Raw genomic sequence first — 16,285 nt, forward strand, 5'->3', positions numbered from 1 at the left:
ACTAATCCGGCATTAGTTCGGCACTAGTTCAAAGCCTCCTTGTTTTCCAGCAGTATTGCGGCACCCAGGCCGCCACCTGCACAACTGGACACCACGGCATAGCGCTTGTTCTCCACCTGTAACCTGCGGGCTGCGGTGGTTAGCAAACGAATGCCTGTGGCTGCAAACGGATTGCCCAGTGAAAGTGAGCCACCCCAGGTATTGAGCTTCTCGATCGGCAGTTCGCCAGGCACTTTGCCTTGGTAGTACTCATCTGCAAATTCACGTCGCTGCATGCAGGCAATGTTCACCAGCACTTGGGCTGCAAAAGCTTCATGAAGTTCCCACACGTCAATGTCGGTCATGCTCAACTTGTTTCGGGCCAACAAGGCTGGAATGGACACCGCTGGCCCCAGCAACATTTCTTCTTCCAGGCTTTTTACTGCGGCCAGTTGATAATCCACCACCTCGGCCAAGGGCTGTAAACCCAGTTCAGCTGCGGCTTCCCGGCTTGTTACCAGCAAGGCGGCTGAACCGTCCGTGAAACGGGAGGAGCCTGCGGCGGTAATCACCCCGTCTTTGCGGAAAATGGTTCGCATGGTCGACAACTTCTGGACATTACTGTCCTTGCGCGGTGTGTTGTCTCGTGTAATGGGCTGTTTAACACCTGGCACTTGTACCGGAATGATGGTGCCGTCGAAGTGACCTTGGTTCAGTGCCTCAATGGCCAGCTGGTGGCTGCGCGCGGTGAATGCATCGCAATCCTCTCGGCTTACCTTGAACTTTTGCACCATTTGTTCGGCGCACACACCCATGGTTTTGCGGGTGGTGAAATCGGTGCCGGTGGGCATCTCGGGTTTCAAGTCAGCCGGGCGAAGGTTGGCCAGGTTTTTGAGTATGTTTTTTGCAGATGAATCTTGCCGAACCTTCATGGCCGCGCGCCGAATTTTTTGCGAGTAACGAATGGGAATGTCGGAAAAACTTTCCACACCCGCTGCGATGCCCACATCAATTCGACCCAAGGCAATCATGTCGCACAAATTGGCAAAGCCCACACTGGCCGACAAACCAGCCATGGAGGTGGTATAAGCTGGAATGGTGGCCGGCAAGCCAGCGCTCAACATGCTTTCACGCGCCACGTTGGAAGTTTCAATTTCATGCAACACAGTGCCCATGGTTACCATGTTCACGCGGTTCGCATCCAGGCCGGTTTTACTCACCAAACCCGCAATGGCTTTGCCGCCCAGCTCATAGGTCATGAGCTGGGAATAGGCACCACCCGAATCAAGAAAGGGGGTGCGCACGCCATCCACAATGACTGCTTTGCGAATGGACTTCATTTGAAACGACCCACCATGTGCAAGGTGCCGTCTGCTGCGGCCAGGCGAAGTTGGGTGTAACCTTCAGCGTCCTTCGTTGTGCTGGTTTGCACCTTCATGCCCGAATTGGGCAATGGCAGTGGTTTGATCCAGCGCACATCGAGATCGGCCACTGAATACCCTGCGTTGTGTAACACTTCCCAAGTGCGGGCCAGTTGCCCGAAGCCATGCAAAATACAGCTTTTGAAACGCGTGCGTTTGCCCACGGCCTTGATGGTGTGTATGGGATTGAAGTCGCCGGTCAACATGGCAAAGGCCAGGCCGTCTTCCTCCTCGGCATCCCAATGGCCTGCGATGTTGAAATCATATTCTTCGCGCTTGGCAGGTTTGCTTTTGCCAGCAGGTTTTGCACGGGGCACGGTGGAGTAACTGTCGATGACGATGGCCAGTTCGCCCTTGGGGTTGCTGGCCTGCACGCGGGTGTGAATGCGCACTTTGTCGCCATCGTCGCTCACATCCATCAAACTGCCGCGCAGGGCAATCGCTTCGCCACGATTCAGTGGCTTGTGAATTTGCATGCGCAAACCCTGGTTTAACAGCGACAGCAAATTGTAGGGGGCAAGGCTGCCCAGCTTGGCCAACATGGGCATGGCCCAATGGCTACAAAAGTGCGCAGGCATTTCCGTGCTGTAGCGATTGGCGGGTGCGCCTGTCCAAGCCACATATTGATCCAGCAATTCATTGTTCAGTGCAGGCACGTGCATGCTGTGGTGAACTGGCAACTCCGGCAAAGTGCCGGGCCGGGTGATAGGGGTTGCATTGCGAATGGCCGCCCAGCCCATGGACCGAATGTTGGGCCAGTGCAAGGCAAGGTATTTCAATGGATAGTCTGCCAACATGGTGTGTGTAGTCCTTTTCTTTTTTACAAGCCCAACTGCTTGCCGATAATTTCATTCATGATTTCATAAGTGCCACCGCCGATGGATGCAATTCGATTGTCGCGATACAAACGTTCCACCAAACTTTCGCGCATATAGCCCATGCCACCAAAAATTTGCACAGCTTCATAGGTAATAAAGTCGGAAGTTTTGGTGGCAAAGTTTTTGGCCATCGACACCTCTTTTAAGGCAGGCTTGCCCGCCTGCATGCGGGCAGCCACCCGGTAGGTGAATTCGCGGCTGGCTTCCAATTGGGTTGCCATGTCGGCCAGTTTGTGGCGAATCACCTGGTGTTTGCTTAAAGGCTTACCAAAAGTGCTGCGGTTTTTGGCGTAGTTCAAGGCCTCGTTGAATGCCAGTTCCGACAAGGTATTCGCGTAGCAGGCAAGGCCCAAACGTTCTGCTTCAAAGTTGGTCATGATCATCATGAAGCCACCGTTTTCAATGCCGATCAAATTGGATTTGGGCACCACCACATTGTCGAAAAACAGCTCGGCAGTGTCGCTGCACCACCAACCCATTTTTTTCAATGGCTGGCCTGTGGTAAAACCGGGCATGCCTTTTTCCATCAACAGCATGCTGATGCCGCCATAGCCATCACCGCCGGTGCGCACAGCCACGGTGTAATAGTCAGCGCGGATACCCGATGTAATATAGGTTTTAGAACCAGACACTTTGTAATGGTCGCCACAATCCACCGCGCGGGTTTTCAGGTTGGCCACATCCGAACCACCACCGGGCTCGGTCACTGCCAGGGCGATGATTTTCTCGCCACTCAACACTTCAGGAACAATGCGCGCTTTCATCTCGGCGCTGGCCCACTTGGCAATGGGCGGAAGTGCAATGCCATGCGACATCAGGCTGGAGAAAAAGCCACCGGAGCCTGCACGCAGCAGTTCTTCGGTGGCGACCAGGCTCATGAAGTAATCACCTTCTGAATTGCCACCGAATTCTTCGGGATAGCCAATACCAAGGATGCCAGCCTCGCCAGCCAGTTTGTAAATTTCGAGGGGGAAGGTGCCCGCCTCTTCCCACTCATTAATGTGAGGCGTGACATGACGTTCAACAAAGCGGCGAATGTTGCGGCGCGCTTCCTCGTGGGTTTCATTGAAATAAAGGGTGAACATTCTGGCCTCAAATTGAACTGGTGCATTCATCTTGTTGCACACATTCAATTTGGCCTAGGGCAAAGCTGGACAGAATGGGGGTAAATAGCGACAGAGTGTCTTAATTTACCCTGCTTTGCGCAATAAACGCCTGGGGCGACATGCCAAACCAGCGCTTGAAGGCACGCCTGAAGTTGGATACTTCCTGATAACCCAGGCTGAGCGCCACAGATTCAACCGTGTTGTTGCTGACGAGCAAGCTGAATTTGGCCTGCCGAGCCAGCTCAGAATCGCGCAGGGTTTGGTAACTGGTGTGTTCATCGCGCAGGTAACGCATCAAGGTTCGGGATGACAAATGAAAATGGCTTGCCACTTGCTCACAAGTCCATATTTGCCCAGGGTTGCTGCGCAACAGTTCGGTCACTCTGGCCGCCCAGTTACTGGGTCGCCTTTGTTCCAGCAACAACTGCTCGCAGCGGGCCAAAGCCATGGCATGGGTTTCAGGATCGGCCATGGGGTTTTGCATTAGCGCCAAGCCATGGGGAATCACAATTTTTGTTTTAGCTTTGCCAAACAGGCACGGTGCATGGAGAAACTGCGGATACTGGTCAGCATACGATGGGGCAGAATACGCCAGCTCCACTCGCAAAGCAGGTTTGGAATTGCCAATGATCATGCCGAGGTGGTTGACCATGGTGGCCAGCACGGCTTCACAGAAAAAGCGCCCCACTTCGTCCAGTGCGATGCCCATGTTGATGATCACTGCAAAGTGATCGCTGGCAATGTGGCCTTCCATGCGGGCAAAACCGCCGCGTATGTCATGAAACTTTTCAGTCGCTTTCCAGGCATGGCCCAAGGTAGGCGATGAGGCAATCAAAGTACCCAAGGGCCCGTGCGCAGCAAGGTGCAAATTCGCCCCCCAACGCAAACCCAAGGCCGGGTTGCCGCTGAGTTGCAGTGCGTTGCGCACAATGATGGCTTGTGTTTCAGCATCAATGTACTTGTTCAACTCGAGCAGATCAGCCGGTGTAAGGCGTGTGCCTTTCAGCAGCAGAAGCTGGCCTTTGTGGTCCAGCCCCTGCTCGCGCGCCAGCGTGCGCGTGTAGGCCGTTGGAAATACGACCTTGTTGTTGAGGTCTTGAGCAATCACACGGTTGCGGCCAGGCGGGCACCTTGGTTGATCGCTTCTTTGGCATCCAGCTCGGCGGCCTTGAATGCCCCACCAATGATGTGCACAGTTTTGCCCAAGGCGCGAACGGATTCTTCCAGTTCACGGTTGGGGTGTTGGCCTGCACACACAATCACATTGTCGACTTCCAGCAAATGCTCGGCACCATCGGGTGTGCGAATGCGCAAGCCTGCATCCTCAACGCCAATGTACTCCACACCCGACAACAAACGCACGCCTTTGGCTTCCAGCGCAGCGCGGTGAATCCAGCCCGTGGTTTTGCCAGGGCCCGCAATTTTCTTGGGCTTGCGTTGAAGAATAGTGATTTGGCGCGCCGCTTTTTCAGGGTTGGCCTTGACGCCTGCAATGCCACCACGCGCATTCTGCTCTCGGTCAATGCCCCAGAATTCGCAGAAGTCTTCAATGCTGGTGGAAGGTGATTGTGCAACACCATGCTCATTTTCGTGATGCGTAAGAAACTCAGCCGTATCCACTCCAATGCCGCCACCGCCGACAATGGCCACTCGCTGGCCCACCGGCTTGCCGTGCTTCAACACATCGAGATAACCCATCACCTTGGGGTGATCAACACCCGGCAGGCTGGGCACATTGGGAATAATGCCCGTGGCCAGCACCACTTCATCAAAATCTTTCAAATCATCAGCACTAACCCGCTTGCCCAGTTGCAGCTTCACGCCTTCCTTGTTCAACATGGTGCTGAAGTAACGAATGGTCTCGTGGAATTCTTCCTTGCCGGGCACTTGCTTGGCAATGTTGAATTGCCCGCCGATTTCCTTTGCTTCATCAAACAGGGTCACTGCGTGGCCGCGCTGTGCAGCCGTCAGCGAGAACGACATGCCGGCAGGGCCTGCCCCCACCACCGCCACTTTTTTCTTCGTGGTGGTTTTGACAAAGATCAGTTCCGTTTCATGGCAAGCCTGTGGGTTCACCAAACAGCTGCAACGCTTGCCGCCAAAGGTGTGGTCAAGGCAAGCCTGGTTGCAACCAATACAGGTGTTGATTTCATCCACCCGGCCTTCTTTGGTTTTCAACACCCAGTCGGGGTCGGCCAAAAACGGGCGGGCCATGGCGATCATGTCTGCATCACCGTTTTGCAAAACCCGCTCCGCGTCGCCCGGCATATTCAAGCGGTTCGAAGCTGCCACTGGAATGGACACCACTTCCTTGATTTTGCGCGTGGCCCACGTGAATGCGCCGCGTGGCACCTGCGTGGCAATGGTTGGAATTTTTGCTTCGTGCCAGCCAATGCCTGTATTCAGAATGGTGACGCCTGCTTTTTCCAGCTCGCGGGCCAGCAGCAGGGTTTCTTCAAGGCTTTGACCATCGGGCACAAGGTCAAGCATGGACATGCGGTACACAATAATAAATTCCGCACCCACTTTGGCGCGAATGCGGCGCACCACTTCCAGCGGGAAGCGCATGCGTTTTTCGAAAGTGCCACCCCATTCGTCGGTGCGTTCATTGCCGCGCTCGGTCAGGAACTGGTTGAGCAAATAACCCTCGGAACCCATCACTTCCACACCATCGTAACCGGCCATTTTTGCGTAGGCCGCGGCATTGGCAAAGCCATCAATTTCCTGCTCAATTTCAGCGGGGGTCAATTCACGGGGTGTGAATGGAAAAATTGGGGACTGTTTGGCGGAGGCCGACACCATGTTCACGTTGTAGGCCTGGCGACCTGCGTGCAGCAATTGAATGGCAATTTTGCCTCCCGCAGCATGCACGGCATCGGTCACGGTGCGGTGACGAATTGCATCTTGCTCGCTGGTCATGCGGCCAGCACCTGGCCACAGCACGGCAGTTTCAGAAGTGGCAAAACCACCTGTGATCATCAAGCCCACGTCGCCTTGCGCGCGGCGTGCAAAAAAAGCAGCCAGTTTTTCTGGTGACTCTTCTTCAAGCCCAGTGTGCATGGAACCCATGATGACGCGGTTCTTCAAGGTGGTGAAACCCAGGTTCAATGGCTCAAGTAACTTGGCATGTGCTTGATTTTGCATAACTGCTGGCATTTCAATACCTCGATGGTTGGATCAATAAAACATTACAAAGTTATTCAAATATTACGTCAATTAGAAACAAATTAAGGGGTGGCATGCACTTTCACGCCGCATGTGCCAGCCGGTATTCCTTGGGGGTTTGGCCGCACCAGCGTTTGAATGTTCGGCTGAAATTGGATGCATCTTCGTAGCCCAAGGCATGGGCAATTTCTTCAACGGTGGTGTGGGTGTGTGCCAGCAACCAGCAGGCGCGTTCTTGCCGCACTTCATCCAACAATTGCTGAAAGCTGGTGCCCTCGGCCTGCAGGTGGCGCATGAAGGTGCGTTCGGTCAGGTTTTCCCTGGAAGCCATACTTTGCAAGGTGGGCATGTGCCCTTCGGTTTGCTGCAACAGCATGCGCACGCGCTGGGCCAAGGTGCCGCCGGCTTGAAGACGCTGCAACTGCAAATCACAATCGCGAAGCAAGCGCTGCAAGGCTTCATCATCGGCAGCCAGGCTGGGGCTGTTCACCAGAGTGCTGCCCAACACCACACGCAACTGCGCATGCCCAAAGCTGTTATGTTGCGCAATTCGCTGATATTCATGGACCCAGGGCGGGGCTTCAAACGGCCACTCGATTCGAAGTTGCGGTGGCAGTTCTTGCCCGGTCATCGCTGTGAGCAACTGCACCAAACCACCGAGCAACTGGCAATGCAGGTACTCGCGAACCGGGCCTAGATCAACCCATTCTTCAAGCACCGCGGCAAACTCGGGTTCATGTTCAAACTTCAAATTGGCGAGGTTTTGGCGCAAGCCCGCGTAGCGCTGCAGCAGTAACATGGCGCTGGGCAAATTCTTGCTGGCAATCATGGCTGCACCGAGCGTGCCGTGGGCCGATGCCGGTGTTCTCAAACCCACCTCCAAACCCAGCCAGGGGCATCGGCTAAGTTGCACGCCACGCTCAATCAACTGGCGCATCTGGTCAAAACTCATGAACTGGTTGCTTTCGTGAAGCTGCTGCCAGTTCAAGGGCAGGCCTTCCAGAATTTGCTCCGGCGAATAGCCGCGACGCTGCAACTCGGCGCACAGCAAACGCGCGTACACCGGGTGCAATGCAGGCTTTAAGGCTGCGACTGATTCATACAGAGATTGGGTCAAGTGTGTTGTCTCGTGGTGTTTGTTGTTGTTTTGTTTTTGTCACTTTATGACGATCTTATGCCACCCTGTGCGGTGTTGTCCATCGCCTTGCAGGCCTAAGATAAAACCATCCTGAACCACCTGGTGCACAACAATGACATCGAACACCATGCCCGCAACCCAATACAAAGATCCCAAGAAATACTTGTGGCTGCTTTCTGTAATTGCGCCCTTTGCCGCGCCGCTCGGCCCGATCATGTACCTCTACACCGGCCACACGCAGTGGCTGTGGGTGTTCCTGGCGTTTTTCTATCTGGGTTTGCCCGTGCTCGATTTTGTGTTTGGCGAAGACAAACAAAACCCGCCTGAACAGGCCGTGCCCGAACTGGAGAACACCACTTACTACCGCGTGATCACCTACCTGCTGGTGCCCATTATTACCTTCGGTTTTTTGTTCAACGTGGTTTTTCTGGCCACGCACGATTTGCACTGGCTGCACTGGTTGGCCGTGGCCATTACCACAGGTTCGCTGCTGGGCTTTGGCTTGAACCTGGGTCATGAAATGGGCCACAAAAAGCGCAAGCTGGACAAAGCACTGGCGCTGTTCACCCTCTCGTTGGGTGGCTATGGCCACTTCTCAATTGAACACAACCGTGGCCACCACCGCGATGTGGCCACACCGGAAGACCCGGCCACCTCACGCATGGGTGAGCACATTTATGAATTCATGTTGCGTGAAATTCCCGGGGCATTCAAACGCGCCTGGAGGCTCGAAAGTGAACGCCTGGAACGCGCAGGCAAAAGCCGCTGGAATGCCGGCAATGAAATGCTGCAAGCCGGTGCCATGACCTTGGTGTTGTACACCGCGCTGATCGCCATGTTTGGCTTGCCCATGGTGCCCGTGTTGGCCGTGGTGGCTTTTTGGGGTGCATTTCAGTTGACCAGTGCCAACTACATTGAGCACTACGGCCTGATGCGCCAGAAGTTGCCCAATGGTGAGTACGAGCGTTGCGCCCCACACCATTCCTGGAACAGCAATCATTTGGTGTCCAACTTGGTGGTGTTTCAGTTGCAGCGCCACTCAGACCACCACGCCAACCCGGCGCGCAGTTACCAGTCGCTGCGTGATTTTCCGGAACTGCCCAGCTTGCCGTCGGGATACTTCGGCATGTTCCTGATTGCCTATGTACCACCCCTGTGGTTTGCCATCATGAACCCAAGGTTGCTGGAAGTAGCAGGCAAGAATGCGCAAAAAATCAACATTCATCCGCGCAAGCGTGCACGAGTGATTCAGCGTTATTCGCTGGCGGCGTAATCAGCCAGCCTGATTGATCTGCTTGCCCACAGCGCCCTCTAGCAGGGCGCTTTTTATTTCAGCCGGAATAATTTGCTTGGTGAATTCTTTGGCATCGACCAACACATAAGTGGCTTGTGAAGTGGCCACCAAAGCACCGGTGGCTCTATTCACAAACTCAACAGTCAAGGTGAAACTCGTATTGCCAAAATGGCTGGGATACACGCTGGCTTTCAGCACCTCATCGTAACGAGCCGGGGCTTTCCACTCCGTGAGCAAACGCACCACCTGGGTTTCATAACCCAGGCGCACCAGTTCCGGATAACCACCCAGCGCAGCCCGCAAATATTCATTCACCGCCAAATCGGTGTAGTCACCATACCTGGCATTGAACACCACACCTTGCGCGTCGCATTCGCCATAACGCACCCTGAATAGAAACTCAAAAGGCTTGCTCATTGAAAACTCACACCGGCTGTGCAACAAGCGCCTGCGCCAAGTGCTCCTGGCGCGCTCTTGCGTTCTGCTCAGCCTGCTCTAGTGCGGGTACACGCGACACGCCACGAATGAGATCCACCGCTTTTTCAGCCATCATCATGACAGGGCCGTTGGTGTTGCCGCCAATCAGGCTGGGCATTACAGACGCGTCCACAATACGAAGGCCTTCAAGCCCATGCACGCGCAGTTGCGGATCCACCACCGCCATGGAATCGGTGCCCATCTTGCAGGTGCCAGTAGGGTGGTAAACAGTGTCCACGCGGTTGCGCAACACTTCACGAATTTCATCGTCGGTGTGCACGTTCTCGGTGAATTTGTCTTTCACGATAAACTTCGCCAGGGCCGGTGCATGCATGATCTTGCGGGTCAGTTTGAAACCTTCAACCAACTCATCCAGATCGCGCGGGTCTTTCAAAAAACCAATGTCAATCAAGGGTGGCGTGTCCATGGTGTTGCCTTGCAGGGTAAGGCTTCCGCGGCTGCGCGGGCGCAACAAACACACGTGGCAGGAAAAACCGTGGCCCATGTGCATTTTGCGGGCGTGGTCATCCACCATGGCCACCACGAAGTGCAATTGAACGTTGGGATCTTTCAGTTCGGGGCTGGTTTTTAGAAACGCACCACCTTCAGCGAAGTTGCTGGTAAGCGCACCCCTGCGATGTTTGCGGTAGCGGAAAATTTCACGCAACAAACGAATGCCGCCGCGAATCGACAGGCCAAGCGTATCCAGGCTTTTCGTGGAGTAACCAAAAATAAAGTCGGGATGATCCTGCAGGTTCTTGCCCACACCCGGCAGGTGATGAACCACATCAATATCGTGGCGAGCCAACTCGGATGAATCGCCCACGCCAGAAACCATCAACAATTGCGGCGTTTGAATGGCGCCCGCGGTCAAAACGATTTCCTTGCGTGCTTTCAATACAGTCAGCTGACCGTTGATGGACACCTCAACTCCTACAGCACGCTTGCCTTCAAACAGCACACGCTGAACCATGGCCTTGGTGTGCACAGTGAGGTTTTTACGGTGCAAGTGCGGAAACAGATAGGCACGCGCAGCGCTCCAGCGTTCACCATTTTTTTGGGTCACCTGATAAATGCCTACGCCTTCCTGATCGGCCCCGTTGAAGTCGTGATTGATTTTGAAGCCTGCCTGTTTGCCAGCCTCAAGATAGATTTGCTGAAAGGGATTGTCGGAGCGCAAATCAGCCACGTTCAGCGGGCCGCTGTTGCCATGGTAGGCATCACGAATACGCTCGTTGCATTCGCTGAGTTTGAAATAAGGCAGCACGTCTTTGTAAGACCAGCCGCTGCAACCTTCTTCATGGGCCCAACGATCATAATCAGATGCCGTGCCACGGATATACACCATGGCATTGATGGCTGATGAACCGCCCAAGGTTTTGCCGCGCGGCTGATAGCCCTTGCGGCCATTCAAGCCAGGCTGCGGTGTAGTTTCAAAGGCCCAGTTGTTGATTTTGGTGGGCAACATGGCCACTGCACCGCTGGGAATATTGATGAGGTTGCCGGTGCCGTCGCCGCCGGCTTCAAGAAGGCATACATCGAGTGCTGAGTCTTCGCTGAGGCGACCTGCCATGGCACAGCCACCGGAACCACCACCCACCACGATGTAGTCGTGTTCTGTCTTCATCTGCTCCTCCTGATTTTCAAACCCGCTTGGATCGGGTTTTGTGATTTTCTCACTTGATCATAGAGGAAGCCGGGCAAAAAGAAACGCCTCAAAGCTCACAAAAAATTGATAATTCCGGTCAAGCGATGCGTGTGATCTTCTCAGGTGCAGCGGGTGCACTGCCCACCGCATTTCCAGCCAACTGGTTCACCTGTTCCAAGGCCTCTTCCACCTCTCGCATCACGCGCTGGGTCAATTCCTCAACCGTGGGAACGTCCTGCACCAAACCTTGCACCTGACCAATCAACTGCACGCCCTGCGTGTGATTGCCTTCAATGGTGGCTTTCTTGATTTGCAAAACGGCAGCACCGTAAAAGGTAACCGTGAGTGTTTGCTCCAAACCCATTTTGAAGACGTCTTTGAGGATGCCCAGCAAGGGCTTGTTCATTTCACGCGCAGCCAGGTAGGCGCGCCACATGGCACGCACGGGATTGAATGGCTTGGACATGATTTTTTTGGAGTTGGGGGTGGTCATGACCCGGCAAGGAATGCTGTCAAAGTTCTTGCTGTAAATGGTGTCTTCCACTTCCTTTTTCACAATCAGTTCTTTGGTGTTGGCATGCACCGGGCTTTCTTTCGACGCGGCCCAGCGCGTGCCCATGGCCACACCATCAGCACCCAAGGCCAAGGCTGCCACCACACCGCCACCCGTGCCAAAACCACCGGCTGCGATAATTGGAAGCTTGGTGACCTGCCGGATTGCGGGCACCAACACCAGTGATGTGACAGCACCGCCGTGCGCTGCGGCCTCGTGGCCGGTCACCAACAAGGCATCTGCACCCGACTGCTCGGCCTTCAAGGCATGTTTGGCATTCACCACGGTCACAATCACTTTGCCGCCGTAGTCATGCACACGCTTGCACACATCTGCTGGGCTGCCCAGGCTGAAGTTGATCACGGGTACCTTTTCATTCAGGGCCACTTCAAGATTTTCTCGGGCACCCGGCATGATCAATGCGCAACCAATGCCGAAAGGCTTGTTGGTCAGACTTCGAACCTTGCGAATTTCAGAGAGGGTTTGCTCGGGCGTCAAATGCCCAATGGCCAGAATACCCAGACCACCCGCGTTGGCTGTGGCAGCCACCAGATCGGCATTGGCCACGTAGGTCATGCCAGGGCACACCAGTGGATATTGAATGTTGAACATCTCGGTGATGCGGGTTTTCATGGGCTGTCCGTAGATCGAGTGGGCCGGGTCGGGCAATCCAATGAATATTACATCAAGCGAGATATTCTGATAAGCACTGTAAGTATGCGCTGAGCTGCTTTTATCCCAGTGTCTTGGTCAGGTCACCCAACAATGGCAAACCACCGAGCAAGCCACCCTCGGCACCACTGGTCGAACTGATGGATGAGGTCAAACCACCCAGCAGATCACCCCCAAGCACATCGCCCAACAGTGGAATTTCGCCCAAGGCACTGCCGCCACCAAGCCCGCTGGTCAAATTGTCCAGCGCACCGCCGAGGAATGGAATATTGCCCAAGGCAGAACTGACATCACCGCCCAAGGAACCCGCGAGATCACCGATCAGGTTAGTGACTGGTGCAGCGGGTGTGCTGGCACCGACCGACGACACCGCATCGCCAACGCCGCCCAACAAACCACCCACGGTGTTCAGCAAGGTGTTGCCGCCTTCTCCGATCAAGCCAAAGGCGTGGGGGCCAAACCTTCTTGAAGACCACCCCCCAAACCACTAAGGACACCGGCCAAACCACCGTCGTTGTTACCCGTGGCCACCGAATCAACCACACCACCCAAAGTGCCTGCAATGTCACCCAGCACCGGCACCGGGGCCAACAGTTGGCCGACGCTGTCGCCCACGTTCACCACGGTGCCCACCACGCCGCCAACACCACCATCGGTATTGGGGCCTGTGGTTCCCAACAGGCTGGCCACCAAATCAGACACGGGTGCTAGGGGTGTTCCTTCACCGAAGCCGCTCACCTGGTTGGCGGCCACACCCAGCAGGTCGGTCAAAGTGCCCAGACCCATGTCGAGCACGTTGGCCACTGGTGCCAAAGGTGTGGCTTCAAGCCCGCTGGTCAAGCCATCGGTCAAGCCTGTCAAAATTCCGTTCAAACCGCCGTTGTTGTTGCCCACCAAAGTGGATTCGATCACGTTGCCTACGGCATTCACCACGTCGCCCACCACGGGCACGGGCTCGGTCAATTCACCCAGATTGTTGGTCAGGTCACTAATGGTTTCTGCCAGGCCACCCGCATTTTCTGCAGGCAAGGCGCCGGGATTTCCGCCACCGCTGCCACCACCGCCGTTGTCATCGTCTGAACCGCCAAATACAGCTGCAGCACCCACTGCACCTGCCAAAGGCAGAGCACCCAGGCCTGCGCCAGCCCCCAGCAGGCCAGCACCAAAGAGACCACTCATTTCACCGGTGGCTTCCTGACCATCCAGCACTGCCGCCTGGTTTTCTCCATCAAACTCGGACACCAAGGTGACATTGCCCAAACCATCGCCAGCATTGGATGTAATCACCACCTGACCGTTGGGGCCTGCATCGGGGTCAAAACCCAGTGTGGCTACACCACCATTAGAGATTTCGAGGAATGCCGGAATTTGTTGCTGTGTGCCCGGAATGCTGAGCACTGCAATGGAGTTGCTGGTGGAGCGCAACACGTCACCCGCTTGCAACACCATGTCTTCGCGAAGAGGCGTTTCAATGCCGTTTCGCTTCACGAACACGTCGCCGTCGATATTGGTCACAGAGGCTACTACTGGGTTGTCAAAGTTCATGGTGTTTTCCTTGAATCAAGCAAAGTCAGCGTTTTGAACCACGATGGATTCTGCAAATGCTGCGGACGAATTAATGGGAGAGGAGGACTGCGAGAAATCAGTGAAATCCCTTGGAGAAATCGCGGCAGTGGCTGCATCAAACTGGCTGTTCATGCCAAACAGCGAAAGATCAATTTGCGTGATTTGCGACACAATGCTGTTGAACAAATCGGCGGGAATTACAGTAGAGGCCAATGACAAATCTGTGCTGTTCATGCCCGGCAAAGTGTCCATACTTTGAACAGAACCCATTTCGTTCGACATGTGAATTCCTTGCTGATATTCCGATTGATAGGGGGGTTAACTATTTTTGGTTAACCTTTACTAGGTAGCGAATATACCCAACATGTCAGGTTTTTACTTACACGATGTAAGGGTTTTTTGTAAAAATTGTATTAAAACCACGAAAGAACCCATTTAGGGGGATCAAAATTGGGGGGATTCTGGAAGGCAAATACGTGGGGTAGAACACCGCAATCGAATGAAATTAAGGCATCATTCAGCATCCAAATTTTTTGCATTCAAAGGGAAATCAAATGGCTCAATTCGAGAATGTCACCGTGGTAAAAGCCGCCAATATTTATTTCGATGGCAAGGTCACCAGCCGCACAGTGTTGTTTGCTGATGGCACGAAAAAAACATTGGGAGTGATGCTGCCCGGCGACTATGAATTTGGCACCGCAGAAAAAGAAATCATGGAAATTCTGGCGGGTGATATGGATGTGTGTTTGCCAGGTGAAAGCTGGAAAGCCATTACGGGCGGCCAGTCATTCGAGGTACCGGCCAACGCCAAATTCCAGTTGAAAGTGAAAACACCCGTGGATTACTGCTGCAGCTACATCAAGTAATTAGGCAGGCACCACAAACCGCCCGAACTCAAAACTGCCCGACCGTGCGGTGGGGCCACACAAACTGTTGTTGCGCTCTCTCAAACAAGCTCACTATAATTTGGACAAGAAATCTTGTCAAAAGTGAACATTGAATGAGCAAAACACCCACGAGGGCTTATGGAGGCGTGGCTGCTGAACAGCGCGCCGAGGAACGCAAGGCACGTTTGCTGGCTGCAGCGCTTGAACTGTTTGCGCGGCAAGGCTACGGGCGCACCACAATTGAAGCCTTGTGCAGCGAAGCCAAAGTAACAGCGCGCCACTTCTACCAGTTGTTTGACAGCCGCGAGGCGATTCTTCGCGCGCTGTACGACAATATCATCGCAGATCTTCGTGCAGGTGTGTTGAAAGCCATGTCCGCGCCCGAGCTGAATTTGTCTGAACAAATACCACTGGCAGTGAGCGCCATGGTGCATCACTACCTGGAAGACAGCCGACATGCCCGAGTGGGCGTTCTTGAGGTGGTAGGTGTGAGCCCACAGATGGAAGCACGCCGGCGCGAAGCCATTCATGACATGGCCGGTTTGATTGAAGCCTACCTGAACAATTTGGTGAGCAAAGGCGAGCTGCCCAAACGCAACTACCATTTGGTAAGCGTGGCCTTGGTGGGTGGCATCAATGAGTTGCTGGCCGAGTGGCTGATGCTGGAGAACCCACCCGACATCCCCGAGCTTAGCGAAGAGATCATCAACATTTTGAATGCCTTGATAAGGGGAGCCGCGCGATGAACCGCGTCAATTCCAAGGGTGTGCGTGATGCCTTGGTGTTTCACGCCGCATTTTTTGCAGTTGCCATTCCGGTTGCATTGAACACCACGGGCAACACCTTGGGCGTTGCACTGCTGGTGTTTGCGGTGGCCTACAACATTGCGCTTCCATTGGCTGGCGTGTTGAGGGGACACGGCGAATGGGTCCGCTTGTGGAAGTTTTTGCTGCCGCTTTCGATTGCCCTGCCCTGCGCCGACTGGATGCTGGTGGAACGCATGGGCACATTGACCTTTCCCGATCACGGCATTGTGCGCTTGGGTGGAGCGGTGCCCGTGTATTTCATGGGTTTGTGGATCATATTGTTGTGGCAAGTGTGCTGGCTGGCACTGGCCACCTCAAAACCCTACCCCGTGGTGGCAGCACTCTCGCTGGGTGGGTTCCTGATTTGGGAATGGGCTGCACGCCCCATGAACCTGTGGCATGCACAAGAGGTGCTCCAGGTGCAGGGCTTTGCGCTTTACCCCCTGATTCCGGAAATGTTGCTGGCCATGGGCGCTCTGTGGCTGTGGAACGTACTGGGTAACAAATCCACTTTTCAACAAATTACTGGTGCACTGGCCCTGGCTGTTTTTTATGCGGGTGCGCTGTCACTTTCACTGCTCTGGGTTGGTTAACCCTTGTGGCGTGGTCGTTCCCAACCGGCTTTGAGAGGGTCTTGAAGCCAAACCGTCCATGAGCCTGATCGGAGCCTTCTTCAAATATTTGTTCAATGAATG

General features: G+C 54.5%; 16 protein-coding genes. 4 read left to right on the top strand and 12 right to left on the bottom strand.

Annotated features, from left to right (window positions below):
- Positions 1–23: 23 nt before the first annotated feature.
- The 6 genes from BSZ31_RS15530 to BSZ31_RS15555 all read right to left on the bottom strand — a co-directional run bounded on the left by BSZ31_RS15530 (position 24) and on the right by BSZ31_RS15555 (position 7,666).
- Positions 24–1,319, bottom strand: coding sequence for a thiolase family protein (locus BSZ31_RS15530; RefSeq protein ID WP_105029505.1), 1,296 nt, complete (start codon positions 1,317–1,319; stop codon positions 24–26).
- Entirely contained in the window at positions 1,316–2,197 is an 882-nt protein-coding gene (locus BSZ31_RS15535; RefSeq protein ID WP_105029506.1) for a MaoC family dehydratase, read from the bottom strand. The genes BSZ31_RS15530 and BSZ31_RS15535 overlap by 4 nt, the downstream gene beginning before the upstream one ends.
- Before the next feature lie 23 nt (positions 2,198–2,220).
- On the bottom strand, positions 2,221–3,363 hold the full coding sequence (locus tag BSZ31_RS15540; RefSeq protein ID WP_105029913.1) for an acyl-CoA dehydrogenase family protein: 1,143 nt from the start codon (positions 3,361–3,363) through the stop codon (positions 2,221–2,223).
- 100 nt (positions 3,364–3,463) lie between these two features.
- Positions 3,464–4,492 (bottom strand): AraC family transcriptional regulator, encoded by a 1,029-nt coding sequence (locus tag BSZ31_RS15545; protein WP_105029507.1) that lies wholly within the window; start codon positions 4,490–4,492, stop codon positions 3,464–3,466.
- Complete coding sequence (locus tag BSZ31_RS15550) at positions 4,489–6,528, bottom strand: NADPH-dependent 2,4-dienoyl-CoA reductase (protein ID WP_240605732.1); 2,040 nt, start codon at positions 6,526–6,528, stop codon at positions 4,489–4,491. Before BSZ31_RS15550 ends, BSZ31_RS15545 begins: the two co-directional genes overlap by 4 nt.
- A 103-nt stretch (positions 6,529–6,631) precedes the next feature.
- Positions 6,632–7,666, bottom strand: a complete 1,035-nt coding sequence (locus BSZ31_RS15555; protein WP_105029509.1) for an AraC family transcriptional regulator — start codon at positions 7,664–7,666, stop codon at positions 6,632–6,634.
- A gap of 133 nt (positions 7,667–7,799) precedes the next feature.
- On the opposite strand from BSZ31_RS15555, the gene BSZ31_RS15560 reads away from it, so the two are divergent.
- Positions 7,800–8,960 carry an alkane 1-monooxygenase gene (locus tag BSZ31_RS15560; protein WP_105029510.1) on the top strand — a complete coding sequence of 387 codons (1,161 nt, stop codon included), beginning with the start codon at positions 7,800–7,802 and terminating at the stop codon, positions 8,958–8,960.
- On the opposite strand, the gene BSZ31_RS15565 is transcribed toward BSZ31_RS15560, so the two are convergent.
- From BSZ31_RS15565 to BSZ31_RS15590, 6 genes are all read right to left on the bottom strand, one after another.
- Positions 8,961–9,398 (bottom strand): thioesterase family protein, encoded by a 438-nt coding sequence (locus BSZ31_RS15565; RefSeq protein ID WP_105029511.1) that lies wholly within the window; start codon positions 9,396–9,398, stop codon positions 8,961–8,963. It abuts the gene before it with no gap.
- A gap of 7 nt (positions 9,399–9,405) precedes the next feature.
- Positions 9,406–11,085: a GMC family oxidoreductase gene (locus BSZ31_RS15570; protein ID WP_105029512.1), complete on the bottom strand. Its 1,680-nt coding sequence runs from the start codon at positions 11,083–11,085 to the stop codon at positions 9,406–9,408.
- A gap of 118 nt (positions 11,086–11,203) precedes the next feature.
- Positions 11,204–12,292: a nitronate monooxygenase family protein gene (locus BSZ31_RS15575; protein ID WP_105029513.1), complete on the bottom strand. Its 1,089-nt coding sequence runs from the start codon at positions 12,290–12,292 to the stop codon at positions 11,204–11,206.
- 100 nt (positions 12,293–12,392) lie between these two features.
- Complete coding sequence (locus tag BSZ31_RS15580; protein ID WP_105029514.1) at positions 12,393–12,770, bottom strand: hypothetical protein; 378 nt, start codon at positions 12,768–12,770, stop codon at positions 12,393–12,395.
- Positions 12,767–13,876: a hypothetical protein gene (locus BSZ31_RS15585; RefSeq protein WP_105029515.1), complete on the bottom strand. Its 1,110-nt coding sequence runs from the start codon at positions 13,874–13,876 to the stop codon at positions 12,767–12,769. The genes BSZ31_RS15580 and BSZ31_RS15585 overlap by 4 nt, the downstream gene beginning before the upstream one ends.
- 15 nt (positions 13,877–13,891) lie before the next feature.
- Positions 13,892–14,179, bottom strand: coding sequence for a hypothetical protein (locus BSZ31_RS15590; RefSeq protein ID WP_105029516.1), 288 nt, complete (start codon positions 14,177–14,179; stop codon positions 13,892–13,894).
- A 272-nt stretch (positions 14,180–14,451) separates the two neighbouring features.
- Here BSZ31_RS15590 and BSZ31_RS15595 point away from each other — a divergent pair, with 272 nt between their 5' ends.
- From BSZ31_RS15595 to BSZ31_RS15605, 3 genes are all read left to right on the top strand, one after another.
- Entirely contained in the window at positions 14,452–14,763 is a 312-nt protein-coding gene (locus tag BSZ31_RS15595) for a pyrimidine/purine nucleoside phosphorylase (RefSeq protein WP_105029517.1), read from the top strand.
- A 134-nt stretch (positions 14,764–14,897) separates the two neighbouring features.
- Positions 14,898–15,530 carry a TetR/AcrR family transcriptional regulator gene (locus BSZ31_RS15600; protein WP_105029518.1) on the top strand — a complete coding sequence of 211 codons (633 nt, stop codon included), beginning with the start codon at positions 14,898–14,900 and terminating at the stop codon, positions 15,528–15,530.
- Positions 15,527–16,183, top strand: coding sequence for a hypothetical protein (locus tag BSZ31_RS15605; RefSeq protein ID WP_105029519.1), 657 nt, complete (start codon positions 15,527–15,529; stop codon positions 16,181–16,183). Before BSZ31_RS15600 ends, BSZ31_RS15605 begins: the two co-directional genes overlap by 4 nt.
- Positions 16,184–16,285: the final 102 nt, after the last annotated feature.

Source organism: Limnobacter sp. SAORIC-690, assembly GCF_002954425.1.
Classification (GTDB): Bacteria; Pseudomonadota; Gammaproteobacteria; order Burkholderiales; family Burkholderiaceae_B; genus Limnobacter; species Limnobacter profundi.

Excerpts from the sequence above, each read along its gene's own strand:
- BSZ31_RS15565 (WP_105029511.1), bottom strand. The coding sequence starts at position 9,398 with ATGAGCAAGCCTTTTGAGTTTCTATTCAGGGTGCGTTATGGCGAATGC.
- BSZ31_RS15570 (WP_105029512.1), bottom strand. The coding sequence starts at position 11,085 with ATGAAGACAGAACACGACTACATCGTGGTGGGTGGTGGTTCCGGTGGC.
- BSZ31_RS15560 (WP_105029510.1), top strand. The coding sequence starts at position 7,800 with ATGACATCGAACACCATGCCCGCAACCCAATACAAAGATCCCAAGAAA.
- BSZ31_RS15575 (WP_105029513.1), bottom strand. The coding sequence starts at position 12,292 with ATGAAAACCCGCATCACCGAGATGTTCAACATTCAATATCCACTGGTG.
- BSZ31_RS15535 (WP_105029506.1), bottom strand. The coding sequence starts at position 2,197 with ATGTTGGCAGACTATCCATTGAAATACCTTGCCTTGCACTGGCCCAAC.
- BSZ31_RS15590 (WP_105029516.1), bottom strand. The coding sequence starts at position 14,179 with ATGTCGAACGAAATGGGTTCTGTTCAAAGTATGGACACTTTGCCGGGC.
- BSZ31_RS15600 (WP_105029518.1), top strand. The coding sequence starts at position 14,898 with ATGAGCAAAACACCCACGAGGGCTTATGGAGGCGTGGCTGCTGAACAG.
- BSZ31_RS15595 (WP_105029517.1), top strand. The coding sequence starts at position 14,452 with ATGGCTCAATTCGAGAATGTCACCGTGGTAAAAGCCGCCAATATTTAT.
- BSZ31_RS15530 (WP_105029505.1), bottom strand. The coding sequence starts at position 1,319 with ATGAAGTCCATTCGCAAAGCAGTCATTGTGGATGGCGTGCGCACCCCC.
- BSZ31_RS15605 (WP_105029519.1), top strand. The coding sequence starts at position 15,527 with ATGAACCGCGTCAATTCCAAGGGTGTGCGTGATGCCTTGGTGTTTCAC.
- BSZ31_RS15585 (WP_105029515.1), bottom strand. The coding sequence starts at position 13,876 with ATGAACTTTGACAACCCAGTAGTAGCCTCTGTGACCAATATCGACGGC.
- BSZ31_RS15540 (WP_105029913.1), bottom strand. The coding sequence starts at position 3,363 with ATGTTCACCCTTTATTTCAATGAAACCCACGAGGAAGCGCGCCGCAAC.
- BSZ31_RS15550 (WP_240605732.1), bottom strand. The coding sequence starts at position 6,528 with ATGCAAAATCAAGCACATGCCAAGTTACTTGAGCCATTGAACCTGGGT.